Genomic DNA, 25,554 nt, shown 5'->3' on the forward strand with positions numbered 1-25,554 from the left:
ATGCAACAAGCCCGCCCTGCCAATCTATTCAGAAGTTGCGCCAGTCTGGCGCGGATCATTAGTCACCAGGGGGGAGAAAAAGTGGGAATATTTGGCGGTGTGGATCAAGCGGACTTTGATAAGTTCAGATCAACCATTGGCGAGCAGATTGCCGTTCTTAATAGCAATGTCCTGGCAATCACTAACGGAAAAATCCCTCAGATTGAATCGCGGATTGCGCAAACAGCGAGCGAGTCCGCCCAGGATGCTGCTCAAGCACTCGAGGAAATCAGGCTGAAGCGAGCGGCGCTTGATCAGATGGCACAGGAGATGCATGCGGCCCATACACAGATCGAGGCTGCAAGATCAACGCTTTTGCAGGAAATGGAATTAGTTTCCACCTCAAAGGAAAAGTTCCTCCAAGAGTCCGAATCTCTAGCACTGAAGTCTAGCGAATCCCTAGCACTGCATGATTCCGTTGTTGCCGCCAGTTCCAACACGCAGAATTCTATTGACAGCATCACCTCCCAACTCAATGAAGTTCAGAGACTTCTTGAACAAGCGGCGAACGCGAACGAGGCCATAGAAAATCTCAAGAAGACATTAAGCGATGCAAATGCGCAAAACGAGAACATCAAAAGTCTGCTCACACACTCCATGAAGAAGACTGCCGAGTTCGATGAGCTGCACAAGGAAATTTTTGGGCACAACATTGAAGACTCAGCCGGAAACACTCAAAGAGTAGATGGCCTGAAGGATCAACTTACGAAGTCGTATGAAGAGCTCGACTCGAAGATCGGTTCACTAGACGAGTTGGTTGACACATCTATTAAGGCCGTAGAAGGGCGTCATGACAGTTTGCGTGAAGCGCAACGCACCGAGTTCGCATCGCTGCTGGAGGGAGGGAAAGCTTCGCTATCAGAAGTTTCGGATCAGTTGAAAGCGCTTCTCCCAGGCGCACTAGCTGCAGGACTGAGTGCGGCTTATGAAAGCAAGAAAGATGAAGAGGCATCCTTCCTGGCATCACACGAACGCAGCTTCAAGTTTGCGGTGTATGGACTGGTTGCAGTCTCCATCATTCCGTTCGGAGTCAATTGTTACTTGTTGATGCAAGGAACTGAGCTTGCAAGCGTCTTGAAAGACACTCCCCGGCTCGTTGTTTCCATTCTCCCGTTGTACTTCCCAGTTCTCTGGCTAGCGTATTCGGCCAATAAAAGGCTGAACTTATCCAAGCGACTGATTGAGGAGTACACCCACAAGGCTGTACTGGGAAAGACATTCTCCGGGCTTTCCAATCAGATTGAAGGATTAGCCAACGATGCATCAGTAAAAGATGAGCTGCGAACCAGGCTGTTGTTCAATGTACTTCAAGTGAGTGCCGAGAACCCCGGAAAGCTGATCACCGATTACAGCAAAGCTGATCATCCGCTTATGGATGTACTGGAAAAGAGTGCTCGACTCTCCGAGTCTGTAGATGCACTTTCAAAGGTTCCAGGCTTAGGCGCCGTTGCAAGAGCTCTCTCATCTCGTCGCGATAACTTGGTTCGTGAACAGGAATCAAAGATAGAAGCTGGCTTTTCGGTCAATGAAGAACTCGATACGAAGCCAGATGAGCAGCAGGGCCAACCCTAAACCCCAACGAACCCGGAAGTGGAAACATGGAGATTGACACCTCAATACCCTTGCCTCTTTCAATTCACATCTAGATGCGGAATGACGACATGCGCGTGTAGATCGATGCGCAGAGTGGAGACCCGACCGCTACTGGGGCTAGCCTCTGCGCCACGTATCTCATGCTTTGCCCTTGACCATTGCCGCCAACGCGTCCACCGTGGGCACGCCGAAGGTATCCCTGCCGTGGCTGGATGGCGGCAGGGAGTTAAACGGGAATCCGGTGAAGGCGCTTCGTGCGCCCATTCCGGAGCTGCCCCGCAGCGGTGAATGGAAACGAATCCTGCCAACAGCACTGGGCTCGCGCCTGGGAAGCGGCAGGGAGTAGGTGGGCTGCGGCCCGTGTCCATCAGCCCGAATACCGGCCCCGGCCGGGGGACACGACCGTCCCCTGATTCGACCTGGACTCTCCGCGGGGAGGGTGCCGGGGCCATCGCCCGCCTGCACGTACAGGCGGCGTGGCCGCGCGCGTCCTGTTCACGGTAACCGGCCAGACCGCTCCCACGCCCTGACGCACGCCACGATGACCGAGTTCCAACGCCCCACCCTGACCCTGCCCGCCGATGGCAAGCGCCTGCTGCTGCATTCGTGCTGCGCGCCGTGCTCGGGCGAAGTGATGGAGGCGATCACCGCTTCCGGGATCGACTACGCGATCTTCTTCTACAACCCCAACATCCATCCGGTGAAGGAGTACGAGCTGCGCAAGCAGGAGAACATCCGCTTCGCCGAGCAGCACGGCATTCCGTTCATCGACTGCGACTACGACACCGACAACTGGTTCAGCCGTGCGCGTGGCATGGAGAACGAGCCCGAGCGCGGCATCCGCTGCACGATGTGCTTCGACATGCGTTTCGAACGCACCGCGCTGTACGCGCACGAGCACGGCTACGACACCATCAGTTCGTCGCTGGGCATCTCGCGCTGGAAGAACATGGCGCAGATCAACGACTGCGGCATCCGCGCGGCGTCGCGCTATGAAGGCCTGCAGTACTGGGACTACAACTGGCGCAAGGGCGGCGGTGCCAGCCGCATGATCGAGATCAGCAAGCGCGAGCAGTTCTACCAGCAGGAGTACTGCGGCTGCGTGTACTCGCTGCGCGATGCCAACCGCCACCGCCGCGAGAACGGCCGCGAGCGGATCAGGATCGGCCTGCTGTACTACGGGCAGGACGCTGAGGCGCCGCAGGGCGATTGACGTGCAGGCATGGGGCGGCCACGCTGGTCGCTCCTTCTGATGTAGTGGATCTGCCATGATTGCCCTGCCCGCCGATGTCGCCCTGCTGGTGATCGACCTGCAGCCGGACTTCATGCCCGGCGGTGCGCTGGCCTGCGACCAGGGCGATGCGCTGGTGGCACCGATTGCCGACCTGCTGGCACAGCGTCGCTACCGCACCGTGGTGGCGACCCAGGACTGGCACCCGGCCGACCACGCCTCGTTCGCCAGCCAGCACCCCGGCAAGCGACCGTTCGAGACCATCCTGCTGCACGCGCAGCCACAGACCCTGTGGCCCGACCATTGCGTGCAGGGCAGCGATGGCGCCGCGCTGCACCCGGGCGTGGACTGGACCGTGGCCGACCTGATCCTGCGCAAGGGCACCCGCCCACAGGTGGATTCGTACAGCGCCTTCCGCGAGAACCACGGCCCCGATGGCGAGCGCCCGGCCACCGGCCTGGCCGGCTGGCTGCATGAGCGCCGCATCCGCGAGGTGCACGTGTGCGGCCTGGCACGCGACTACTGCGTGCTGTGGAGCGCGCAGGACGCGGTGAAATCCGGCTTCCGGGTGAAGTTCCTGTGGGAGCTGACCCGGCCGGTGACCGAAGCCAACGACGCGATGGTGCGCGAAGCGCTGGGCAAGGCGGGGATTGCGATCGTCTGAGGCGTGACCGCCGGGCATGGCCCGGCGCTACCGCGCACGTCGCTTATGCCGCTTGCGCGCTCCTGCCCACAACAACACAATCGATTCATCCAGCCCCCTAACTACGCCCCCCTATAGATCGCGGGACGGCCGAACCGGGGGCTTTTCATTGGATGAAATCAGGATTCGGTAGTGCCGGCCGCTGGCCGGCAACCTCGGGATCTCTGCAGTTGCCGGCCAGCGGCCGGCACTACCGGATAGCACCCGTGGTAGCGCCGGGCCATGCCCGGCGGACGCGGGATGGGCGATTACCGGAACACCACCGTGCGATGCCCATTGAGCAGGATGCGGTGCTCCACATGGCGGCGGACCGCGCGCGCCAGCACCAGCGATTCGGTATCGCTGCCCAGCCGCACCAGCTCGCGCGGAGCCATCGCGTGGTCCACGCGGGCCACGTCCTGTTCGATGATCGGGCCTTCGTCCAGATCCTCGGTGACGTAATGCGCGGTGGCACCGATGATCTTGACCCCGCGCGCGTGCGCCTGATGATACGGCTGCGCGCCCTTGAAGCTGGGCAGGAAGCTGTGATGGATGTTGATCGCACGGCCGGCCAGCGCGCGGCACAGCGCGGGTGACAGGATCTGCATGTAGCGCGCCAGCACCACCAGGTCGATGCGCTCACGCTCGACCAGGTCGATGATCTGCTGCTCCTGCACCGCACGCGTATCGGCGGTCACCGGCAGGTGGTGGAACGGTACCTGGTAGGACGCGGCCAATGGCGCAAAGTCGGCGTGGTTGGACGCCACCGCCGCGATATCGACCTTCAGCTGGCCGCTGTGGGCACGGAACAGCAGGTCGTTGAGGCAGTGCCCCTGCTTGCTGACCAGCACCAGCAGGCGTGCCCGGCGGCGCCCATCATGCAGCTGCCAGTCCATGCCGAAGCCTTCGGCAAGTTTGGCCATCGCGGCATGCACGGTCTCCAGCAGCAGGCTGGCATCGCGGTCGAAATGCACGCGCAGGAAGAAGCGGCCACTTTCCTCGTCGCCGAACTGCTGGGCGTCGAGGATGTTGCAGCCGTGGTCGAACAGCAGGCCGGACACTCGGTAGACGATACCGGTACGGTCGGGGCAGGACAGGGTGAGGATGGAATCGGGGCGCATCTCCACAGTGTAGGGCAGCTTCCTGCCCAGCAGCCGGATCATCACCGATGCAACCGAACCGCTTGGTTCAGTCCCAAGCGATACTTGGCCATCACCGTGGCAAGCTGGTCGGTCATGAACCTGTTGCAACTGATCCGCAGCTTCACCCGCACCGCAGAGACCGGCAGCATTGCCGCCGCGGCCCGCATCCTTGGCATCAGCGCCACCGCAGTCGGCCAGAACATCAACCGACTGGAAGCGCATCTGGGCGTACGGCTGCTGAACCGGAGTACGCGCCAGCTGGCCCTCAGCGAGGCCGGCGCGCTGTACCTGGCGCAGGTGCGCCACATCGAGGGCGACCTGGCGCGCGCGCAGGCGATGGTGACTGCCGGTGATATCGAACCGGCCGGTCCCCTGCGCATCGCCAGCAGCAGCGCCTTCGGCCGCCACGTGCTGGCACCGTTGCTGCCGTCACTGCAGCAGCGCTACCCGCAACTGCAGCTGGAGCTGCGCCTGACCGACCGCGCCGTGCAGCATGGTCCAGAGGCGGTGGATGCCAGCATCCGCATCGGCGCGCAGCTGGAGGACGGTGTGGTCGCACGGCAGCTGGCGCGCGTGCCATTCGTGTTCTGCGCCTCACCAACCTACCTGAAGACCCATGGCACGCCGCAGGAACCCTCGGACCTGGGCAGCCATCGCGGGCTGCTGCACCGCTTCCCCACCGATGGCCGGCCGCTGCGCTGGGGCCTGCTGAAGGACGGCCAGCGCGTGGACGCCGCGCTGCCGCCGAGCATGGTCTGCGATGACATCGATGCGCTGGCGTCGCTGGCGGCGGCCGGTGCCGGCATCACACGATTGGCTGCGTTCGTGGCCGAGCCCTACCTGCGCGACGGCCGCCTGCAGGCGGTGTTCGGCGCCGACACGGCGTGGCGCCCGGAGCCGATGGAGGTCTATTTCTGCGTCAGCGACCGCCGCGACTTCACCGCCAAGATCCGCGCGCTGTTCGAGCATCTGCAGGCCGGCATGGCGCCGGCCTGGCGGGTGTGAGCCTCAGCGCGCCTTGAACACGCCACGCGCATCGCGCGGCTCGCAGCGCAGGTACTGCGGCGCCGGCTCCACGCTGTCGCGCAATGCGGCAGCAGCGTGCCACGGCCAGCGCGGGTCGTAGAGGATGCCGCGTGCCAGCGCTACCGCATCGGCGTGGCGATGGCGCAGGATCGATTCGGCTTGCTCGGGCTCGGTGATCATGCCCACCGCGATCACCGGCATGCGTACCTTGGCCTTGATCGCCGCGGCGAACGGCACCTGGTAGCCGGGACCGACGGTGATCTTCTGGCGTTCGTCCAGGCCACCGCTGGAGACATGCAGGAAATTGCAGCCGCGCGCGTCCAGCACCTGGGCCAGCGCTTCGCTCTGCACCAGGTCCCAGCCACCCTCGACCCAGTCGCTGGCGGAAATGCGCACGCCCACGGCGATCTTGTCCGATACCGCCGCACGCACGGCGTCGAACACTTCCACCAGCAGGCGCAGGCGGTTCGGCAGCGAGCCGCCATAGCCGTCGGTGCGGTGGTTGCTCAGCGGCGACAGGAACTGGTGCAGCAGGTAGCCGTGCGCGGCATGCAGCTCGATCAGCTCGAAGCCCAGGCGCTCGGCGCGCACCGCACTGGCGGCGAAAGCGGCGATGAGCTCGGCGATGCCGGCCTCGTCCAGTTCCTGCGGTGCCGGATCGGCGGCATGGAACGGCAGCGGCGACGGCGCCACCGTGGCCCAGCCACGCGCATCATCGCCCGGCAACTGGCCGCCGCCGTCCCACGGGCGCTTCACCGAGGCCTTGCGACCGGCGTGGCCGAGCTGGATGCCCAGCGGCATCGGCGACCAGCGGCGGACGCTGGCCAGCACCTGTGCCAACGCGGCCTCGGTGCCGTCATCCCACAGGCCGAGGTCGGCCCAGCTGATGCGGCCGCGCGGCTCGACCGCAGTGGCTTCCAGGATCAGCAGGCCGGCGCCGGACTGCGCCAGGTTGCCCAGGTGCATGGCGTGCCAGTCGCTGGCGCGACCGTCTTCGGCGGAGTACTGGCACATCGGCGCGATGACGATGCGGTTGGACAGGGTGAGGGGGCCGAACGAGATCGGCGAGAACAGCTGGCTCAAGACGGTGATGAACGACGTAGGGGGTGCGTATTGCACCGCTGCGCGGCTCGCGGATCAACCATCTGGATGGATCGCTGTTTCGTGTGACCTGCAGCAGCCGAGCGTGCGCCCGGCTCTACAGAAGCCCTCGCCCCTTGTAGAGCCGAGCCCGTGCTTGGCTCAGCGCGCAGCCCACGTGGCCAGCGCTTCAGCGCAGTCCCGCTCATCCTTGAACAACAGCAGGTCGTCGGCTCGGGTGCGGCCTCGGTTCAGCGCCACCACCGGCAACCCTGCCTTCGCGGCCGCCTGCACGAAGCGGAAGCCGGAATAGACCATCAGCGACGAGCCCACCACCAGCACGGCATCAGCCTGTTGCAGGTGGTCATGCACCGCCGCCACCCGTTCACGGGGCACGTTTTCGCCGAAGAACACCACGTCCGGTTTCAGCAGGGCGCCGCAGGACGGGCAATCGGGCACCACGAAGCTGGAGAAATCGGTCTCCAGATCGGCATCGCCATCCGGGGCGATGCCGGCCTCCAGCGCGTCCCAGCCCGGGTTGGCGTCCAGCAGGCGCTGCTGGAAGTCCTCGCGACCGCTGCGGCGTTCGCAGCCCATGCAGCGCACCTGATCCAAGCGGCCATGCAGGTCGATCACGTTGTGGCTGCCGGCGCGCTGGTGCAGGCCATCCACGTTCTGGGTCAGCAGCACCTGCAGCTTGCCGCGGCTTTCCAGGGCGGCCAGGGCCTGGTGGGTGCCGTTGGGCCGGGCCAGGCCGAAGCGCGGCCAGCCCAGCAGGCTGCGCGCCCAGTAGCGCTGGCGGGTAGCCGCCTCGCCCATGAACGCCTGGTAGGTCACCGGCGGCGTGCGTTTCCACTGGCCGTCGGCATCGCGGTAGTCGGGAATGCCCGAGGCAGTGCTGCAGCCGGCGCCGGTCAGCACGAACAGGCGCTGGGCGCGGTCGATGAAGTCGGTCAGCGGCGGGGTCATGGGAGCCAGATGGGGGCGCGTGGGCGCCCCCGCAAGCGGCGGCTCAGGCCGTCGGCAGCGGCGGCACCGCGATCGGGTGGCCTTCCTCGTCCAGCGCGATCATCACGAAGTGGCCGCGGGTACACAGCTTGCGCTCGCCGCTGTGCAGGTCTTCGGCGACCAGCTCCACCTCGACCTTCATCGAGCTGCGCCCGACTTCGACGATGCGGCCGATGGTTTCCACCATCTGGCCGATGCGGATCGGCAGCTTGAAGTCGACCTGGTCGCTGCGCGCGGTCACCACGGTGCGTCGCGAATAGCGGGCGGCGGCCAGGAAGGCGGCCTTGTCCATCCACGCCAATGCCTGGCCACCGAACAGGGTGCCGAGGTGGTTGGTGTGGTTGGGGAAGACGATTTCGGCCATGCGCACTTCAGTGGGCGGCACAGTCTCGGGGATCGGGGTCATGGGGGTGCTTCGGTGTGGGGTCCGTCAATTTTAAGCCAGGCCCCGTGCAGGCGGCGCTACACTGCGCCACGCCCCCTGCCAGGACCGCCCATGCCCGCGACCTCCGACCTGCTGGCCTTCGCCCTCATCTCGCTGGGCATGGTGCTCACGCCCGGGCCGAACATGATCTACCTGGTGTCGCGCTCGATCTGCCAGGGCCGTCGCGCCGGCCTGATCTCACTGGGCGGGGTGGCGCTGGGCTTCGTGTTCTACATGCTGTGCGCGGCACTGGGCATCACCGCCCTGCTGATGACCGTGCCGTTCGCCTACGACGCGCTGCGCATCGGTGGCGCGCTGTACCTGTTGTACCTGGCCTGGCAGGCAGTGAAGCCGGGCGGCCGCTCGCCGTTCGCGGTGCGCGACCTGCCGCCGGATGGCCCGCGCAGACTGTTCACAATGGGCTTCCTGACCAACCTGCTGAACCCGAAAATCGCGGTGATGTACCTGTCGCTGCTGCCGCAGTTCCTGCACCCGGAAGGGCATGGCAGCGTGCTGATGCAGTCGCTGGTGCTGGGCTTCACCCAGATTGCGGTCAGTGTCAGCGTCAACGCGGTGATCGCGGTGATGGCCGGCAGCATCGCCGGCTTCCTGACGGCGCGCCCAACCTGGCAGGCGGTGCAGCGCTGGCTGATGGGCACGGTGCTGGCCGGTCTGGCGGTGCGCATGGCGGTGGAAGGGCGGCGCTGATCGTAGAGTCGAGCCATGCTCGACTCTACAAAAGCCAGGCGCGCAACAAAAAACCCCGGCATCGGCCGGGGTCTTTCGTTGCGACAGGCCTGACCGGTTCGATCAGAAGTTCATGTCGAAGGCGACTTCGCCCTGCACGCCGACCTGGTAGGCCGAGACGCGGCGTTCGAAGAAGTTGGTCAGTTCCTGCACGTCCTGCAGTTCCATGAACGGCAGCGGGTTGCGCACGTTGTACTTCTTTTCCATGCCCAGCTTGGCAAAGTGCTGGTCGGCGCAGTGCTGCAGGTACTGGCGCATGTCGCGGGTGGAAATGCCAGCCACGCCACCGGACAGCACGTCCTCGGCGAACTGCACTTCGCATTCGATGGCTTCGGCCAGCATGTCGTAGACCTGCTGCTTCATTTCATCGTCGAACAGGTCCGGCTCTTCCTCACGCACCACGCGCACCGACTCGAAGGCGAACTCCATGTGCGCGCTTTCGTCGCGGAACACCCAGTTGGTGCCCGAGGCCAGGCCTGGCAGCAGGCCGCGCGAACGGAAGTAGTACACGTAGGCGAACGCAGCGAAGAAGAACAGGCCTTCGATGCAGGCAGCGAAGCAGATCTGGTTGAGCAGGAACTGGCGGCGCTGTTCGCGGGTCTCGATGCGGGTCAGGTCCTGGATCGAGTCGATCCACTTGAAGCAGAAATCGGCCTTCTTCTTGATCGAGTCGATGTTCTCCACCGCCGAGAACGCCTTGGCGCGCTCTTCCGGGTCCGGCAGGTAGTTGTCGAGCAGGGTCAGGTAGAACTGCACGTGCAGCGCTTCTTCATACAACTGGCGCGACAGGTACATGCGCGCTTCCGGCGCATTGAGGTGCTGGTACAGGTTCAGCACCAGGTTGTTGGACACGATCGAGTCGCCGGTGGCGAAGAACGCGACCAGGCGGTGGATCAGGTGGCGCTCGCCCGGCGACATCTTGCTGTGCAGGTCGGTGATGTCGATCTGGAAGTTGATCTCTTCCACCGTCCAGGTGTTCTTGATCGCATTCCGGTACATGTCATAGAACTGCGGGTAGCGCATCGGGCGCAGGGTCAGTTCAAAACCGGGATCGAGCAGCATCTGCTTGGGCTTGTCGGCCATGGGTGTTTCCTTGAATTCTCGGGTCAAAACGCCGGGCATGGCCCGGCGCTACCTTGGTGTTTCCGTGCTGCAGCCGAGCATGGCTCGGCTCTACAGGTGCGAGGTGTTCGAATGCCGACCAACGGTCGGCACCCACCGCGCGGCGTGTTACTGGCAGGCCTCGCAGGCTTCCGGGTTTTCCAGCGAGCAGGCGATGGCTTCGTCCGGGCTGAACACCTTGGCCGGTGCGGCGGCACTCACCGTGGTCTTGGCGATCTTGGTGGCCGGGCGCGAACGCAGGTAGTAGGTGGTCTTGATGCCCTGCTTCCAGGCGTACATGTACATGGAGGACATCGCGCCGATGTTCGGGCTTTCCATGAACAGGTTGAGCGAGGCCGACTGGTCGATGAAGGCGCCACGCTCGGCGGCCATGTCGATCAGCGAACGCATCGGCAGTTCCCACGCGGTGCGGTAGACCTCGCGCAGCGTTTCCGGGATCTGCGCCACGCCGGCGATGGAGCCTTCGGCCAGCTTGATGGCATCGCGCATCTCCGGCGTCCACAGGCCCAGCTTCTTCAGCTCGTTGACCAGGTAGCGGTTGACCTGCAGGAAGTCACCGGACAGGGTCTCGCGCTTGAACAGGTTGGACACCTGCGGCTCAACGCACTCGTAGCAGCCGGCGATCGAGGCGATGGTCGCGGTCGGCGCGATCGCGATCATCAGCGAGTTGCGCAGGCCGTGTTCCTTGATGCGCTCACGCAGGGCATCCCAGCGCGCAGTGTCTTCCGGCACCACGTTCCAGGCATCGAACTGCAGTTCGCCGCTGGCGGCACGGGTGTCGTTGAACGACGGGTGCTTGCCGCGTTCCTGGGCCAGCTCGCAGGAGGTTTCCAGCGCGTGGAAGTAGATCGCTTCGGCGATCTTCTTCGACAGCGCGCGGGCTTCGGCGCTGTCGAACGGCAGGCGCTTGCGGAAGAACACATCCTGCAGGCCCATGCAGCCCAGGCCGACCGGACGCCAGCGCAGGTTGGCGCGGCGGGCGGTTTCGATCGGGTAGAAGTTCAGGTCGATGACGCGGTCGAGCTGGCGCACGGCCAGGCGCACGGTCTCGGCCAGCTTCTCGAAGTCGAACTCGTTGTGCTCGTCGAAGTGGTTGCCCAGGTTGATCGAACCCAGGTTGCACACTGCGGTTTCATCGTTGGAAGTGACTTCCAGGATTTCGGTGCACAGGTTGGACAGGTGGATCACGTTGCCCGGACGCAGGGTCTGGTTGCTGGCGCGGTTGCACTTGTCCTTGAAGGTCATCCACCCGTTGCCGGTCTCGGCCAGCGTACGCATCATGCGGGCGTACAGCTTGCGCGCGGAAATGGTGCGGTTGGCCTTGCCCTGGGCTTCGGCCTGCAGGTAGGCAGCCTCGAAGGCTTCGCCAAACAGGTCGGTGAACTCCGGCACGACGCGCGGATCGAACAGCGACCATTCCTGGTCGGCCTCGACGCGCTTCATGAACAGGTCCGGCACCCAGTTGGCCAGGTTCAGGTTGTGCGCACGGCGGGCTTCGTCACCGGTGTTGTCACGCAGTTCGAGGAAGTCCTCGATGTCGGCGTGCCAGGTTTCCAGGTACACGCAGGCTGCGCCCTTGCGCTTGCCGCCCTGGTTCACCGCGGCCACGGACGAATCCATGGTCTTCAGCCACGGCACGATGCCGTTGGAGTGGCCGTTGGTCGACTTGATCAGCGAACCGCGCGAACGCACGCGGGTGTAGCTGACGCCGATGCCGCCGGAGAACTTCGACAGCTGGGCGATGTCGCCGTACTTGGCATAGATCGACTCCAGCGAGTCCTGCGGCGAGTCCAGCAGGAAGCACGAGGACAGCTGCTCGTGGGTGGTGCCGGAGTTGAACAGGGTCGGGCTGGACGGCAGGTAGTCCAGGTTGCCCATGCGCTTGTACAGCGCCAGGGTCTCGGACACGTCCTCGCTCAGCGCGCTGGCGATGCGCAGGAAGAACTGCTGCGGGGTCTCGATCACCTTGCGGGTGTGCGGATGGCGCAGCAGGTAACGGTCGTACAGGGTACGCAGGCCGAAGTAATCGAAGTTCAGGTCCAGCGCGCCGTCGATGGCGTCGTTGAGCTTGCGTGCATTGGTCTGCACGAAGTTCAGCAGGCGGTCGTTGATCAGGCCGACTTCATGGCCGCGGCTGACCGACTGCGAGAAAGCGTAGATTTCCTGGCCGGAGACTTCCTTGGCGATGTAGTTGGCCAGCAGGCGCGCAGCGAGGCGGCCGTACTCGGGCTCTTCACCGATCAGCAGGGCGGCGGTGCGGATGGACAGTTCGTCCAGCTCGCGGGTGGTGGCGCCGTTGTACAGGCCGGAAATGGTGCGGGTGGCCACGCGCATCGGATCGACGGCGTGCAGGCCTTCGGAGGAACGCTGCACCGCGCGCACGATCTTGTTCAGGTCCACCAGTTCAGTCGTGCCATTGCGCTTGGTCACACTCATCGCGTTGGCCGTCGGCGGCGACGTCAACAGGAATTCGCTTTCCTTCTCGATGGTGGCGCTGGATTCGGTGGTCACGGCGTGTGTCCTCTTGGCGTGATTGGTGGGTGCTCGATGCATCGGGTGACGCAGCCCGGGACATGACAGCCCAGGATGGCAGGACGGCGTCGCAGGGGATGAGACCCTGCGCCTGCCACTGCCGTTGACGATCGCGGATGGGTGCTGCTGCCAACCCCCAGACCTGGGGTTGCTGCGACCGACGGCCACAAGATAGTGGGGGTAGTGGGGTCCGTCAACGCCAAATGTAGTGAAATTCGGCAATCCCTTGCGCCGCAAGGATCGTGCCGACGGCGCCCGGATCAGACGCTTCAGACCTGCCGGAACGGGCTGCGCAGTCAAGCCCGAAAGGCGTCACTGCGGTGGCACAACGCACCGCGGAAACGGAACAATGACAGCTTCACATGACAGTGATGAAACTGGCTAGGGACAACCCTGTGTATAGAGCGTGGGCAGCCGGTGGGAATCCGGTGGATGCCGGGATCACCCGCCGGGCAGCGACGCGAGGCTGAACATGTCGGCCGGGCCGGAGGAGCGGCCGCAGGGAAACGCCGTTGCACCCTATCCCCCGATCATTGCCGGCCAGCGGCCGGCACTACCGGAATCCCAGGGTGGTCGTGCCGGCCGCTGGCCGGCATTGCATTCGCGCGGAACCCCTCACGCCCGGTGCGGGGTGCCCAGGTACTCGGCGCTCTGCATCTCGATCAGGCGCGAGGCGGTGCGCTCGAACGCGCCCTGCAGGCGCTGGCCGGTGTACAGCTCGACCGGCGAGGTGCTGGCGGTGCAGACCAGGTTGACGTGGCGGTCGTACAACTCGTCGATCAGGTTGACGAAGCGACGCGCGGCATCCTCGTTCAGGCGATCGAAGGCCGGAATGCCGCCCAGCAGCACCGTGTTGAACTCGTGCGCGATCTCGATGTAGTCCGAGGGCCCGCGCGGGCCCTCGCACAGCGCGGCGAAATCGAACCAGGCGATGCTCTTGCCGCGGCCGCAGACCGGAATCTTGCGGCCCTCGATCTCGATGTTGCCGGGCCTGGCCGGTTGGCCGCCGCTCAGTTCGCTCCAGCGCGTGGCCAGCCAGTTGTCGCTGTCGGCGGCCAACGGTGCGCGGTACACCGGCGAGCGGGTCAGCGCGCGCATCCGGTAGTCCTCGGTGCCTTCGGCGTACAGCTCCACGCAGAAGCGCTGCAACAGGCCGATGGCCGGCAGGAAGCTCTCGCGCTGCAGGCCGTTGAGGTACAGGTTCTCCACTGCGGTGTTGGAGGTGGTGACTAGGGTCACGCCCTCGGCGAACAGGCGCTCCAGCAGCCGCGCCAGCAGCATCGCATCACCGATGTCGGTGACGAAGAACTCGTCCAGCACCAGCACGCGCAGGTTGCTGCGCCACTCCTGGGCGATCTTCGCCAGCGGGTCGCTCTGCCCCTGGTGCTCGCGCAGACGCTCGTGGACGCTGCGCATGAAGCGATGGAAATGCGTGCGGTACTTCTGCTTGATCGGCAGCCCGTCGTAGAACAGGTCGACCAGGAAGGTCTTGCCGCGGCCGACGCCGCCCCAGAAGTACAGGCCCTTGACCGGCTCGGGCTTCTTCCAGAACGAGGACAGGCGGTCCAGCCAGCCGTCCTCGGCACTGTCCAGCAGGCCCAGGTGGATGCGGTCCAGCTCGGCCAGCGCTGCATGCTGGGCCGGGTCGTCCTGCCAGTCACCACGGGCGACCCCTTCCGCGTACCGCTGCGACGGGGTCAACTCGGTTGCACTCATGCCGCCGCGCCCAGCCAATGCTTCACGCCGTGGGTCAGCGCGCCGCGCAGGTCGATCAGCTTGCGGTGGAAGAAGTGGCTGGTCTCGGGCATGCGCACCAGCTCATGCGGGAACTCCAGCGTGTCCAGCCACTGGTAGACAGCCTGCGGGTCGACGATCTCGTCCTGCTCGCCCTGGATCACCAGCCAGCGCGCCGGCGGTGCGATACCGTCGAAATCCCAGCGACCAGCCGGCGGCGCGACCGAGATCAGCGCCTCCGGCTGCAGCGCGGCAGCCGCCTTCAGCGACACGAACGAACCGAAGCTGAAACCGGCCAGCCATAGGCGGTCGTCCGGGCGCTGGCTGCGTACCCAGGCGGCGACCGCCTTCAGGTCATCCTGCTCGCCCACGCCGCCATCGAAGGTACCGGCCGAAGCGCCAACACTGCGGAAGTTGAAGCGCACCGTGGCGATGCCCAGCTCGCGCAGGGTAGTGGCGGTCATGGTGACCACCTTGTTGTGCAGGGTGCCGCCTTCGGTGGACAGCGGATGGCAGACAATGGCCACGATCGGCTGCACCGGCACATCGGCCTTGGGCAGGTCGACGACCACTTCCAGCGGGCCGGCCGGGCCATCCAGTTGAAGACAGGCGGTTTCGCCGGGGGCGACGGGGAACGAAGGCTTGTGCATGGCACCATGATACCGTCCCCCGCCCCTGCCCTGTGCCCGCCCCATGCTCTACCTGTCTTTGGCCGTGATCTGCAGCGTGCTGGTTTCGGTGGTGTTGAAGGTGGCTGGACGCCGCCAGCTGGATGTCGCGCAGATGGTCACCTGGAACTATCTGGTGGCGGCAACGCTCACCGCGGTGGTGCTGCAGCCGCCGCTGGATGCGCTGCGCGCGCCGCATGCGCCGTGGCTGTCATTGCTGGCGCTGGCGGTGGTGCTGCCCTCGATCTTCCTGGTGCTGGGCCGCGCAGTGGCGGTGGCCGGCATCGTGCGCAGCGATGTGGCGCAGCGCCTGTCGCTGCTGCTGTCACTGGCTGCCGCCTTCCTGTTCTTCGGCCAGAGCGCGACGCCGTGGAAGCTGGTCGGCCTGGCGCTGGGCCTGGTCGCCATGGTGGCGATCAGCCTGCGCCCGCGCGGCCCGGCGGTGGCGTCCTCGCCCGGCGGCTGGGGCTGGCTGCTGGGCGTATGGGGCGGGTTTGCGGTGGTCGACGTGCTGCTCAAGCAGGTGGCGCTGTCGGGCACGCCGTCGATGGCGGCGGTGCTGGCCAGCTTCAGCGTGGCCTTCGTGCTGATGCTGGCCCTGCAGCTGTGGCGGCATGTCAGTGGCCGCAGCCAGCTGGCCTGGCGCAACCTCGGCGCGGGTGCGCTGCTGGGCCTGCTCAATGGCAGCAACATCCTGTTCTATGTGCATGCGCACCAGTCGATGCCGGACAACCCGGCCACCGTGTTCGCCGGCATGAACATCGGCGTGGTGGTGCTGGGTGCACTGGTGGGCGTGTTTGCCTTCGGCGAGGCCACCACGAAGTGGAACCGTGCCGGTTTGGCGCTGGCGGTGCTGGCGATCGGCTTGATCGCCTGGGGGTGAGCATGTGCATCGGGGTCAGAGCCCATTCCGTGGGAATGGGATCCGACCCCTGACGCGACCATTGCCCCGGGGTCGGATCCCATTCCCACGGAATGGGCTCCGACCCCGGCGTTGAGGGTTATTTGTCGAAACCCAGCAGCAGCGGGTCGTGGTCGGAGCTGCGCCACGGGCCCTGCACGTTGCGGCCCTGGTAACCGCTGGCGTCCTGCTCGTCGGCGTTGCTGTGCCATTCGGCGGCACCGCGCAGGCGCTTGGCCATGCCCGGGCTGAGCAACGCGTGGTCAAGGCGGCCGGTGTAGCCGTTGTAGACGTAGCTGTAGGGATGCTCGACCTTGGCGACCTTGAACGCGTCCTGCCAGCCCAGGTCGTACAGGGTGCGGATCGGGTCTTCCATCGCGTAGGCGTTGAAATCGCCCAGCAGTACCGCGTCCTTTGTACCGGTACCGGTCGGATCCGTCTGCAGCCAGGCATGCAGCTGCTGCGCCGAGGTCACGCGGGTGGCGTTCCAGCAACCCTGGTTGTCGTTGCGGTCGGCGTCGGCGCCGCTTGCGTCGCGGCAGCCCTTCGACTTGAAGTGATTGGCCACCACCACGAACGGCGCGCCCTGCTTGCCCTGGAAGGCCTGCGCCAGCGGCACGCGGCTGTGCTCGACGAACGGGCCGCCGGTCAACGTGGCCGGCGTGCCGACCGGCTGCAGGCGTGAGCTGCGGTAGATGATGCCGACCCGGATCGGGTTGTCGCCGGGGCCGTTGCCGGCATCGACGAAGCGCCAGTCGCCCTGCGTGCCGCGGTCACGGTTGAGCGCATCGACCAGTTCGGCGATGGCCGACTGCGGTCCGTAGCCGTCGTTCTCCAGCTCCATCAGCGCGGCGACGTCGGCGCCCAGCGCGTTGACCGTGGCGACCAGCTTGGCCACCTGCGCTTTGTGCTCGTCCAGCGTGCGGGCGCCGCGCAGGGTCGGGAAGCCGCCGCCCTGGCCATCACCGTTGAAGAAGTTCTCCAGGTTGAAGGCGGCCACGTGCAGGCTACCCGGCACGGTCGGCACTGCGGGGCGCTTGAGTTCCGGCAGTTTCAGCGCACCCTCGACCTGCAGGCGCGGACGGCCCTGTGCATCCACGCGCACGATGCCCTCCACATTGCGCAGCTGCATGCCAGTGCGCAGCACCGGGTTGCCCGGCAGGTAGGCCACGCTGGCCGGATCGCGGGCATCGCTGCCATCGTCCAGCACCAGGCGACGACGCTGGTTGTCGGCCATCACCTGCTCATAGCCGGCCGTACCCGGCGCGGCCACTTCGGTCGGCTGCCAGAGGCGGCCATCGAAGGCCACGGTGAGCTGGCCGAAGCGCTCCAGGCCATCGGTGCCGGCCAGGGTGAGCGGTGCGGCGATGCGCACGCGCTGGCCATCCAGCGCGCGCCAGTCGGCCGGCGCGGCAGTCAGCACCACGCTGGCGCTGCTGCGCGCAGCGGGCGGCGTCGCGACCTGCGCGACCTGCGGCTGGGCCTGGGCAAAGGCGCTGGCCGGCAGCAGCAGGGACAGGGCAAGGGCGAGGGAACGGCGGCGCATCGACGGGCGATTCCTTGGAAGAGGGCGCACAGACTAACCCTGAAATGCGAAACGCCGCCTGCGCAGCGGGGTTTTGACCTTGGTGGGCAAAGCCTGGGTCGTGCCGGCCGCTGGCCGGCAACCTCATGACCTTCGTGCGATGTGTGGTTGCCGGCCAGCGGCCGGCACTACCGCTTACTTCAGATTGGCCAGCATCCAGTCCACGGTGGCATGGATCTGTTCTTCGGTCAGGGCCGGGTTGCCGCCCTTGGGCGGCATGATGCCGCCGTCGGGGCCGGTATAACCCTCGATGGCGTGCTTGTAGAGGGTGTCCTTGCCCTGCGCGATGCGCTTGTCCCAGTGCGAATGGTCCAGCGTCGGTGCCATGCCCACGCCGGTGGTGTGGCAGGCGGTGCACAGGTTGTCGAAGATCACCTTGCCATCCTTGGTGCCGCCGTAGGCCACCTGCGACGCGGCCTTGGCCAGCGCGGCGGCCTTGGCGGCAGCCTGCGCGGCGGCGCCGGTACTGCCGGCATAGACGGCGCCGGTGGGCGAGATGCGCTGTTCGGTGCGCTTGGCCGCGGTCGGCGACACCTCGGGCGGAATCCGGGTGTGGATGTAGGCGGCAAGGAGGATGAGGCCGAGGGTGATGGTCGCCAGCAGCGCGATCACCATGGAGAAGCGTTTCAGGAACTCCAGATCGTAATTCCGCACTCTTCGTTACCCCTGGCTGATAGTCGTTGGACCACGGCTGAGCGACTGCGTGATGGGCCGAGTATAGAACGCACTTTGCGTGCGACAACAGGCGTCACTGCTGATGCGGCGCAGCATGCCGGGGCTGGGGTCAGATCCCTTTTGCGCCGCAAAAGGGATCTGACCCCAGCAACAGAAGCCGGCCAGCGGCCGGCGCTACCGGATTGCCGGGGCGCCGATCGCGCGCAGGCAGAAGCTGCAGATCGCATCCACCAGCGCGTCTTCGTCGCGGTGCGCTTCGCGGCTGGGCGCGGTCGGGCCGACCATCGCTTCGGTGAAGGCACCGACCAGGCACGCGGCGGCCACATGCGCGTCCTGCACCGGCAGCTCGCCGGCCGCTACGCCCTCCTCCACCAGCCGCAGGAACACGTCGCCGAAGGCGCGACGGCCGCGCATGCGCTCGGCTTCCACGTCCGGGTCGACCGGTTCAACGATGAAGGCGTGCGCCAGCCCCGGCCCGGCCAGGGCACGGCGGACGAAGGCGGTGATCGCCAGCCGCAGCCGCTCGCTGGCCGCCTCCGGGCCACTGGCGATGCGCTCCATGATCGCGACCTCGTGGGCGACGGCGGCATTGAGGACTTCCACGAACAGCTCTGCCTTGGACGGGAAGTGGCGATAGATCAGGCCGGTGGACACCCCGGCCTGGGTCGCCACGGCCGTCACCGGGGCATTGCGCCAGCCGCCCGTGGCGACCAGCTCGCGGGTGGCCAGCAGGATCCGTTCACGGGCGCCCGCCAGGCGTTCTTCCATCAATGCAGAGCGTTTATAAGCCATGTTCTGATTCTAGTTTCAATTTTTGAATTCGTATTCACTTCTTGCCCGAACCCCGCTACGCTGGGGCCATCGCCCGTGTGGGTGGCGGTCCTGCAGACCGCCCCCCACTCCCCTGCCGGGTGCGTCCATTCCTGCCATCCCGCCGTGGAGCCACCACAATGCACGTGCCATCCCTGAACTTCGATCTTGGCGAAGACATCGACCTGCTGCGCCAGAGCGTGGCCCATTTTGCCGCCGCCGAGGTCGCTCCGCTGGCCGCCGAGGCCGATGCCAGCAACCAGTTCCCGCTGGCGCTGTGGCCGAAGCTGGGCGAACAGGGGCTGCTGGGCCTCACCGTGGAAGAAGCATACGGCGGCACCGGCATGGGTTACCTGGCCCACGTGGTGGCGATGGAAGAGATCTCGCGCGCGTCCGGCGGCATCGGCCTGTCCTATGGCGCGCACTCCAACCTGTGCGTGAACCAGCTGCGCAAGAACGGCAACGAGGAACAGAAGCAGCGCTTCCTGCCCGACCTGTGCAGCGGCGCCAAGGTGGGCGCGCTGGCGATGAGCGAACCGGGCGCCGGTTCGGACGTGGTGTCGATGAAGCTGCGTGCGGACAAGCGCGGCGACCGCTACGTGCTCAACGGCAACAAGATGTGGATCACCAACGGCCCGGACGCCGACGTGCTGGTGGTCTACGCCAAGACCGACATGGACGCCGGTGCCAAGGGCATCACCGCGTTCCTGGTCGAGAAGGGCATGAAGGGCTTCTCCACCGCGCAGAAGCTGGACAAGCTGGGCATGCGCTCTTCGCCCACCTGCGAGCTGGTGTTCCAGGATTGCGAGATTCCTGAAGAGAACGTGCTGGGCCAGGTTGGCGGTGGCGTGCGCGTGCTGATGTCCGGCCTGGACTACGAGCGCGTGGTGCTGTCCGGTGGCCCGCTGGGCCTGATGGCTGCGGCGATGGACGTGGTGATGCCGTACGTGCACGAGCGCCACCAGTTCGGCGAGCCGATCGGCAGCTTCCAGCTGATCCAGGCCAAGATCGCCGACATGTACGTGGGCCTGGGTGCCTGCCGCGCGTATGTCTATGCCGTGGCACGTGCCTGCGACCAGGGCCGCACCACCCGCCAGGACGCCGCCGGTGCCATCCTGTACGCCGCCGAGAAGGCCACCTGGCTGACCGGCCAGGCGATCCAGATCCTGGGCGGCAACGGCTACATCAACGAATACCCGACCGGCCGCTTGTGGCGCGATGCCAAGCTGTATGAGATCGGCGCCGGCACGTCCGAGATCCGCCGCATGCTGATCGGCCGCGAACTGTTCCAGCGCACCCTGTAAGGCCACTGCGATGACCGTATTGAGCACCCAGCTGCAACCGGGCAGCGAAACGTTTGAAAGCAACCGCGCGGCCATGCAGGCCGTGGTCGACGACCTGCATGCCACCCTCGCCCGCACCGCGCTGGGTGGCAGCGAAGCCGCACGCGCCAAGCACACCGCGCGCGGCAAGCTGCTGGTGCGCGACCGCATCGACGCCCTGCTCGACCCCGGCAGCGCGTTCCTGGAAATCGCGCCGCTGGCCGCGCACGGCATGTACGAAGACACCGTGCCGGCCGCTGGCGTAGTGGCCGGCATCGGCCGCGTCAGTGGCGTGGAATGCGTGATCGTGGCCAACGATGCCACGGTCAAGGGCGGCACCTACTACCCGATGACGGTGAAGAAGCACCTGCGCGCGCAGGAGATCGCCGAGCAGAACCACCTGCCGTGCATCTACCTGGTCGATTCCGGTGGCGCGTTCCTGCCGCTGCAGGACGAAGTCTTTCCCGACCGCGACCATTTCGGCCGCATCTTCTACAACCAGGCCAACCTGTCGGCACAGGGCATTCCGCAGATCGCCTGCGTGATGGGCAGCTGCACCGCTGGTGGTGCCTATGTGCCAGCGATGAGCGACGAGACTGTGATCGTGCGCGAGCAGGGCACGATCTTCCTCGGCGGCCCGCCGCTGGTGAAGGCGGCCACCGGCGAAGTGGTGACGGCCGAGGAACTGGGCGGCGCCGATGTGCACACGCGCATCTCCGGCGTGGCTGACCACATGGCCGACAACGATCTGCAGGCGCTGGCACGGGTGCGCGCGATCATCGCCCAGCTCAACTGGCGCAAGCCGGAACCGGCGATGGCGGTGCAGGCGTCCGAGGAACCGCTGCTGCCGGCACACGAACTGTACGGGGTGATCCCGGCCGATACGCGCAAGCCCTACGACGTGCGCGAAGTGATCGCGCGCCTGGTCGATGGCTCACGCTTCGACGAATTCAAGCCGCGCTACGGCGCAACGCTGGTCACCGGCTTCGCCCATCTGAACGGCTACCCGATCGGCATCATCGCCAACAACGGCATCCTGTTCTCCGAGTCGGCACTGAAGGGCGCGCACTTCATCGAGCTGTGCACCCAGCGCAACATCCCGCTGGTGTTCCTGCAGAACATCACCGGCTTCATGGTCGGCCGCAAGTACGAACAGGGCGGCATCGCCAAGGACGGCGCCAAGCTGGTGATGGCCGTGGCCTGCGCCAAGGTACCCAAGTTCACCGTGGTGATCGGTGGCTCGTTCGGTGCCGGCAACTACGGCATGTGCGGCCGTGCATACTCGCCGAACTTCCTGTGGATGTGGCCGAACGCGCGCATCGGCGTGATGGGTGGCGAACAGGCCGCCAGCGTGCTGGCCACGGTCAAGCGCGATGGCATCGAGGCCAAGGGCGGCCAGTGGCCGGCAGCGGAGGAAGACGCGTTCAAGGCACCGATCCGCGATCAGTTCGAGCAGCAGGGCCACCCGTACTACGCCAGCGCGCGCCTGTGGGACGACGGCGTGATCGACCCGGCCGACACCCGCCGGGTGCTGGCGCTGGCGCTGTCGGCCAGCCTCAACGCCGCCCCGCAGCAGACGCGCTTCGGCGTGTTCCGCATGTAACCCGTGCCATGACCGAGCCTGTTGCCATGTTCACCAAAGTCCTGATCGCCAACCGCGGCGAAATCGCCTGCCGCGTCATCGCCACCTGCCACCGCCTCGGCATCGCCACCGTGGCGGTGTATTCCGATGCCGACCGCAACGCACGCCACGTACGTCTGGCCGACGAGGCCATCCACATCGGCCCGGCTGCCGCGCGTGAGAGCTACCTGCGCGGCGACGCGCTGCTCGACGCCGCACGCCTGACCAGCGCGCAGGCGATCCACCCCGGTTACGGTTTCCTGTCCGAGAATGCCGACTTCGCCGATGCCTGCGCCGCCGCCGGCATCACCTTCATCGGGCCACCGGCCAGCGCCATCCGCGCGATGGGCGACAAGAGCGCGGCCAAGGCCCTGATGGCCAAGGCCGGTGTGCCACTCACCCCGGGTTACCACGGCGACCAGCAGGCGCCGGATTTCCTGCGCGCGCAGGCCGATGCCATCGGCTACCCGGTACTGATCAAGGCCAGCGCCGGTGGCGGTGGCAAGGGCATGCGCAAGGTCGAACGCAGCGAGGACTTCGTCGATGCACTGGCCAGCTGCCAGCGCGAGGCCGCCTCGGCATTCGGCAACGACCATGTGCTGGTCGAGAAGTACGTCGAGCGCCCGCGCCATATCGAGATCCAGGTGTTCGGCGACAGCTACGGTGAGGCGGTCTACCTGTTCGAGCGCGACTGCTCGGTGCAGCGCCGCCACCAGAAGGTGCTGGAAGAAGCGCCCGCCCCGGGCATGAGCCCCGAACGTCGTGCTGCGATGGGCAAGGCCGCGGTCGATGCCGCGCGCGCGGTGGGCTACGTCGGTGCCGGCACGGTGGAATTCATCGCCGGCCCGGACGGCGATTTCTACTTCATGGAAATGAACACCCGCCTGCAGGTCGAGCATCCGGTCACCGAGTACATCACCGGCACCGACCTGGTGGAGTGGCAGCTGCGCGTGGCCTCGGGCCAGCCGCTGCCGCTGCGCCAGGAGCAGCTGGCGATTCATGGTCATGCCATCGAGGCGCGGCTGTATGCCGAAGACGCCGACCGTGGTTTCCTGCCGTCCACCGGCCTCCTGCGCCGCCTGCGCCTGCCGTCGCCGTCGACTCATGTGCGCGTGGATACCGGTGTCGAGGAAGGCGATAGCATCACCCCGTACTACGATCCGATGATTGCCAAGCTGATCGTCTGGGACGTGGACCGCGACGCCGCGCTGCGCCGCATGAGCCAGGCCCTGGCCGACTGCCAGGTGGTGGGCGTGACCACCAATGCCGGTTTCCTGCGCCGCCTGGTGAACACCGATTCGTTTACCCACGCCAAGCTGGATACCGCGCTGATCGAGCGCGAGCAGGCCGCATTGGGCCGGGTGGGTGACAGCGATGATGCGCTGTGGCTGCTGGCGGCGGTGGCCGCCGTGGCCACTACTGCAGGTGCAGCCAGCGACGCGCGCGACCCGCATTCGCCGTGGCAGGTGCAGGATGGCTGGCGCCTTGGCGCGCCCGCGCCGCGCGTGCTTCCGCTGCAGCAGGGTGAACGCCGGCACACGCTGAAGGTGTGGGCGCAGACCGATGGCTGGCGCGTGCAGTGCGATGACGCGGCACCCGTGCAGGTGATCGGCACCGCCGATGTGCGGGGGCTGGCGGTGCAGCTGGGCGGGCGCCGCTGGACACTGCAGCTGCTGCGCGACGGTGACCAGCTGTACCTGTTCGGCACCGACGGCCAGCACCGTTTCACCCTGCATGATCCGGTGAGCGAATCGGACCACGCCGTGGCCGATGCCGGCAGCCTGCTGGCACCGATGCCCGGGAAGATCGTGGCCACGCTGGTCGCCGCCGGTACCGAGGTCAAGCGCGGCACGCCGCTGGTGGTGTTGGAAGCGATGAAGATGGAGCACACCCTGCAGGCACCGGCCGACGGCACGGTGAAGGGCTACCGCGCCAAGGCCGGTGACCAGGTCTACGACGGCGCGGTGCTGGTGGACTTCGAAGCGGCGTGAACGCCGGGGCGACGGTCGCTCAGCGGTCGTCGCCCGCCGTCACCCGACCAGCGGGATCGAATTCGGCCGTGTCCAGTGTGGCACTGCGCCAGCCCAGGCCGCAGATGGCCATCGCGCTCTGGCCGATGCCATCGAAGCCGAAGGCACGATCGACATCGGCATCGTTGATGGCTGCGGTGACGAAGGCGGCCAGGCCGCGCTCGGTCGCGCACAGGTACAGCAGCTGCGAGATGTGACCGACATCCAGCGTCACCGCACGATGCGCCTTGGCGTGGTTGCGGTACTTCCAGAAGCAGCGGTCATAGCGCGGCGCCAGCACCAGCAGCGCCGGCGCATCGGCGAACCACGCCTGCCCGGACAGCATCCGCCGCGCCAGCGCCGGCAGTGCCTGCGGCGGTGGCGAGGGCAGCGGCAGCACGGCGTGCTGCACCGGGTGGTAGTGGTACAGGCCCGGTGCCAGTCCTTCCACGTTCTGCACCAGCAGGAAGCCTTCGGTGGGATGCAGGCCGCCACCGGAAGGCACGTTCTTCTTCAGGAACTCGGTATCGCGCTCGACCTTCTGCACCGCGTGCGCCATCAGCGTGCGCTGCAGCACCTGGGCCAGCAACGGCAGCGGCAGCGCGCGCTGCGGGTCGAAATTGCGGCAGGTGGTGCGGCGCGCCAGCAGTGCGTCGAACGCGGCCTCTTCGCTGCGCGGCAGCGGCTGGTAGTCGCCCTGCATGGGCTGCACCACCGGCGGCGGCGGCCCGAGGCGCTGGCGCAGGCCGGCAGCGGTGTCCAACCCCTGCCGGCGCATGTCCTCCACGCTGTCCACGGCCTGCCAGCGTGCATGGCGATGGGCCAGTGCAGCCAGCGGCCACCACTGGCTGCGCCGCAGCGCCTCGTCGCGCAGCTGGTGCCCCACCTCGCTCGGCGGGTCGGTCAGCAGCAGGCCCTGCTCGACCAGGCGGGCCAGCATCGCCGGGGAAGCATCGGCGGGCGGTTCGCTCCAGCGGTGCGCGCTGAGCTCGCCCAGCAGCTGGCGCTCCTCGGCGTCCACCGGCAGTGGCTGGTCCAGATGCGCGGCCAGCGCCACCCAGCTGATCTGGCTGTCCATCTCGGCGTGGCCGGCCAGCATCGCGCGCAGGTCCAGGGTGACCGCCTCGCGGGGCTCGAACATCAGGCTGGCGCAGCGGCGCAGGCGCATCGGTTTCCTTCCTTCTGCCGCACAACCGGCATAGCAGCAACGACCGCGGCGCGGCCAACTTTAGCGATGTGCACAGCGCGGCCCTCAATGGCAGGCTGTCGCGGCCGATACGAGAAACTCCACTTACGGACGATCCCCATGAGCACCCATCCCCGCCTTTCCGCCGCAGACGCCAGCCTCCTGCTTGACCACCTGATCGGCAATGACGACTTCCGCAGCCACTTCACCGCGTCGCCAGCCAAGGCGCTGGCCTCGATCGGGCTGGACGGTGCCGTTGGCGAGAACGACTGCATGAAGATCGGCACCCTGGCCTCGGTCGAAGAGCTGAGCCAAGTGCGTGACGGGCTGCAGGCCCACCTGTCCGGGTCGGTGGCGGCCATGACCGTGGTGTTCTGCTTCGAAGCCGGCAAGGTCGGCGAGCGCATCGACGGCTGA

At 66.5% G+C, this 25,554-nt stretch carries 22 protein-coding genes and 1 riboswitch; of the genes, 10 read left to right on the forward strand and 12 right to left on the reverse strand.

The annotated features are described in order from the left end of the window. From AC5P7S_RS12795 to pncA, 3 genes are all read left to right on the forward strand, one after another. Positions 1-1,611: a coiled-coil domain-containing protein gene (locus tag AC5P7S_RS12795; protein WP_095378598.1), complete on the forward strand. Its 1,611-nt coding sequence runs from the start codon at positions 1-3 to the stop codon at positions 1,609-1,611. A 209-nt stretch (positions 1,612-1,820) separates the two neighbouring features. Continuing rightward, positions 1,821-2,034, forward strand: a riboswitch (cobalamin riboswitch). A gap of 139 nt (positions 2,035-2,173) precedes the next feature. Beyond that, on the forward strand, positions 2,174-2,845 hold the full coding sequence (locus AC5P7S_RS12800) for an epoxyqueuosine reductase QueH (protein ID WP_061480745.1): 672 nt from the start codon (positions 2,174-2,176) through the stop codon (positions 2,843-2,845). A 55-nt stretch (positions 2,846-2,900) separates the two neighbouring features. Then, the gene (pncA, locus tag AC5P7S_RS12805; RefSeq protein ID WP_095378597.1) at positions 2,901-3,527 is read left to right on the forward strand and encodes a bifunctional nicotinamidase/pyrazinamidase; all 627 of its coding nucleotides are present in this window, start codon (positions 2,901-2,903) and stop codon (positions 3,525-3,527) included. A gap of 287 nt (positions 3,528-3,814) precedes the next feature. Here pncA and purU read toward each other — a convergent pair whose 3' ends face one another. Continuing rightward, the gene (gene purU, locus AC5P7S_RS12810; protein WP_095378633.1) at positions 3,815-4,666 is read right to left on the reverse strand and encodes a formyltetrahydrofolate deformylase; all 852 of its coding nucleotides are present in this window, start codon (positions 4,664-4,666) and stop codon (positions 3,815-3,817) included. Between the two features lie 114 nt (positions 4,667-4,780). On the opposite strand from purU, the gene AC5P7S_RS12815 reads away from it, so the two are divergent. After that, complete coding sequence (locus AC5P7S_RS12815) at positions 4,781-5,692, forward strand: LysR family transcriptional regulator (protein ID WP_069138218.1); 912 nt, start codon at positions 4,781-4,783, stop codon at positions 5,690-5,692. A gap of 3 nt (positions 5,693-5,695) precedes the next feature. Here AC5P7S_RS12815 and AC5P7S_RS12820 read toward each other — a convergent pair whose 3' ends face one another. The 3 genes from AC5P7S_RS12820 to AC5P7S_RS12830 form a co-directional block, all read right to left on the reverse strand. Beyond that, the gene (locus AC5P7S_RS12820; protein WP_005420676.1) at positions 5,696-6,796 is read right to left on the reverse strand and encodes an NADH:flavin oxidoreductase/NADH oxidase; all 1,101 of its coding nucleotides are present in this window, start codon (positions 6,794-6,796) and stop codon (positions 5,696-5,698) included. Between the two features lie 159 nt (positions 6,797-6,955). Then, positions 6,956-7,762, reverse strand: a complete 807-nt coding sequence (locus AC5P7S_RS12825) for an NAD-dependent protein deacetylase (protein ID WP_069138089.1) — start codon at positions 7,760-7,762, stop codon at positions 6,956-6,958. Between the two features lie 43 nt (positions 7,763-7,805). Beyond that, complete coding sequence (locus AC5P7S_RS12830; RefSeq protein WP_065724127.1) at positions 7,806-8,207, reverse strand: acyl-CoA thioesterase; 402 nt, start codon at positions 8,205-8,207, stop codon at positions 7,806-7,808. 90 nt (positions 8,208-8,297) lie between these two features. Between AC5P7S_RS12830 and AC5P7S_RS12835 the strand changes: the two genes are divergently transcribed. Continuing rightward, on the forward strand, positions 8,298-8,933 hold the full coding sequence (locus AC5P7S_RS12835) for a LysE family translocator (protein ID WP_069138090.1): 636 nt from the start codon (positions 8,298-8,300) through the stop codon (positions 8,931-8,933). Positions 8,934-9,035: 102 nt separating this feature from the next. On the opposite strand, the gene AC5P7S_RS12840 is transcribed toward AC5P7S_RS12835, so the two are convergent. The 4 genes from AC5P7S_RS12840 to AC5P7S_RS12855 all read right to left on the reverse strand — a co-directional run bounded on the left by AC5P7S_RS12840 (position 9,036) and on the right by AC5P7S_RS12855 (position 15,010). After that, positions 9,036-10,055, reverse strand: coding sequence for a ribonucleotide-diphosphate reductase subunit beta (locus AC5P7S_RS12840; RefSeq protein WP_005420683.1), 1,020 nt, complete (start codon positions 10,053-10,055; stop codon positions 9,036-9,038). Between the two features lie 147 nt (positions 10,056-10,202). After that, positions 10,203-12,605, reverse strand: coding sequence for a ribonucleoside-diphosphate reductase subunit alpha (locus tag AC5P7S_RS12845; RefSeq protein WP_095378594.1), 2,403 nt, complete (start codon positions 12,603-12,605; stop codon positions 10,203-10,205). A 636-nt stretch (positions 12,606-13,241) separates the two neighbouring features. After that, on the reverse strand, positions 13,242-14,342 hold the full coding sequence (gene zapE, locus AC5P7S_RS12850) for a cell division protein ZapE (RefSeq protein WP_095378592.1): 1,101 nt from the start codon (positions 14,340-14,342) through the stop codon (positions 13,242-13,244). Beyond that, entirely contained in the window at positions 14,339-15,010 is a 672-nt protein-coding gene (locus AC5P7S_RS12855; protein WP_095378590.1) for an alpha/beta hydrolase, read from the reverse strand. Before AC5P7S_RS12855 ends, zapE begins: the two co-directional genes overlap by 4 nt. Positions 15,011-15,053: 43 nt before the next feature. On the opposite strand from AC5P7S_RS12855, the gene AC5P7S_RS12860 reads away from it, so the two are divergent. Beyond that, complete coding sequence (locus AC5P7S_RS12860) at positions 15,054-15,911, forward strand: EamA family transporter (protein WP_095378587.1); 858 nt, start codon at positions 15,054-15,056, stop codon at positions 15,909-15,911. A gap of 118 nt (positions 15,912-16,029) precedes the next feature. Here AC5P7S_RS12860 and AC5P7S_RS12865 read toward each other — a convergent pair whose 3' ends face one another. The 3 genes from AC5P7S_RS12865 to AC5P7S_RS12875 form a co-directional block, all read right to left on the reverse strand. Then, the gene (locus tag AC5P7S_RS12865; RefSeq protein WP_095378585.1) at positions 16,030-17,475 is read right to left on the reverse strand and encodes an ExeM/NucH family extracellular endonuclease; all 1,446 of its coding nucleotides are present in this window, start codon (positions 17,473-17,475) and stop codon (positions 16,030-16,032) included. Positions 17,476-17,649: 174 nt separating this feature from the next. After that, the gene (locus AC5P7S_RS12870; RefSeq protein WP_005420711.1) at positions 17,650-18,168 is read right to left on the reverse strand and encodes a c-type cytochrome; all 519 of its coding nucleotides are present in this window, start codon (positions 18,166-18,168) and stop codon (positions 17,650-17,652) included. Positions 18,169-18,363: 195 nt separating this feature from the next. Next, positions 18,364-18,981: a TetR/AcrR family transcriptional regulator gene (locus tag AC5P7S_RS12875; RefSeq protein WP_005420712.1), complete on the reverse strand. Its 618-nt coding sequence runs from the start codon at positions 18,979-18,981 to the stop codon at positions 18,364-18,366. A 158-nt stretch (positions 18,982-19,139) separates the two neighbouring features. On the opposite strand from AC5P7S_RS12875, the gene AC5P7S_RS12880 reads away from it, so the two are divergent. Genes AC5P7S_RS12880 through AC5P7S_RS12890 form a run of 3 tightly spaced genes read left to right on the forward strand, consistent with a single transcriptional unit; the run spans position 19,140 to position 23,933 of the window. Next, positions 19,140-20,303, forward strand: a complete 1,164-nt coding sequence (locus AC5P7S_RS12880) for an isovaleryl-CoA dehydrogenase (RefSeq protein WP_005420715.1) — start codon at positions 19,140-19,142, stop codon at positions 20,301-20,303. A 10-nt stretch (positions 20,304-20,313) separates the two neighbouring features. Then, on the forward strand, positions 20,314-21,924 hold the full coding sequence (locus AC5P7S_RS12885) for a carboxyl transferase domain-containing protein (RefSeq protein ID WP_095378582.1): 1,611 nt from the start codon (positions 20,314-20,316) through the stop codon (positions 21,922-21,924). A 26-nt stretch (positions 21,925-21,950) separates the two neighbouring features. Next, positions 21,951-23,933: an acetyl-CoA carboxylase biotin carboxylase subunit gene (locus tag AC5P7S_RS12890; RefSeq protein ID WP_095378579.1), complete on the forward strand. Its 1,983-nt coding sequence runs from the start codon at positions 21,951-21,953 to the stop codon at positions 23,931-23,933. A gap of 19 nt (positions 23,934-23,952) precedes the next feature. On the opposite strand, the gene AC5P7S_RS12895 is transcribed toward AC5P7S_RS12890, so the two are convergent. Continuing rightward, positions 23,953-25,119 carry a putative peptide maturation dehydrogenase gene (locus tag AC5P7S_RS12895; protein WP_005420721.1) on the reverse strand — a complete coding sequence of 389 codons (1,167 nt, stop codon included), beginning with the start codon at positions 25,117-25,119 and terminating at the stop codon, positions 23,953-23,955. A 138-nt stretch (positions 25,120-25,257) separates the two neighbouring features. On the opposite strand from AC5P7S_RS12895, the gene AC5P7S_RS12900 reads away from it, so the two are divergent. After that, positions 25,258-25,554, forward strand: a complete 297-nt coding sequence (locus AC5P7S_RS12900; protein ID WP_005420725.1) for an NHLP-related RiPP peptide — start codon at positions 25,258-25,260, stop codon at positions 25,552-25,554.

It is taken from the genome of Stenotrophomonas sp. YJH_SMC_32 (genome assembly GCF_059369975.1).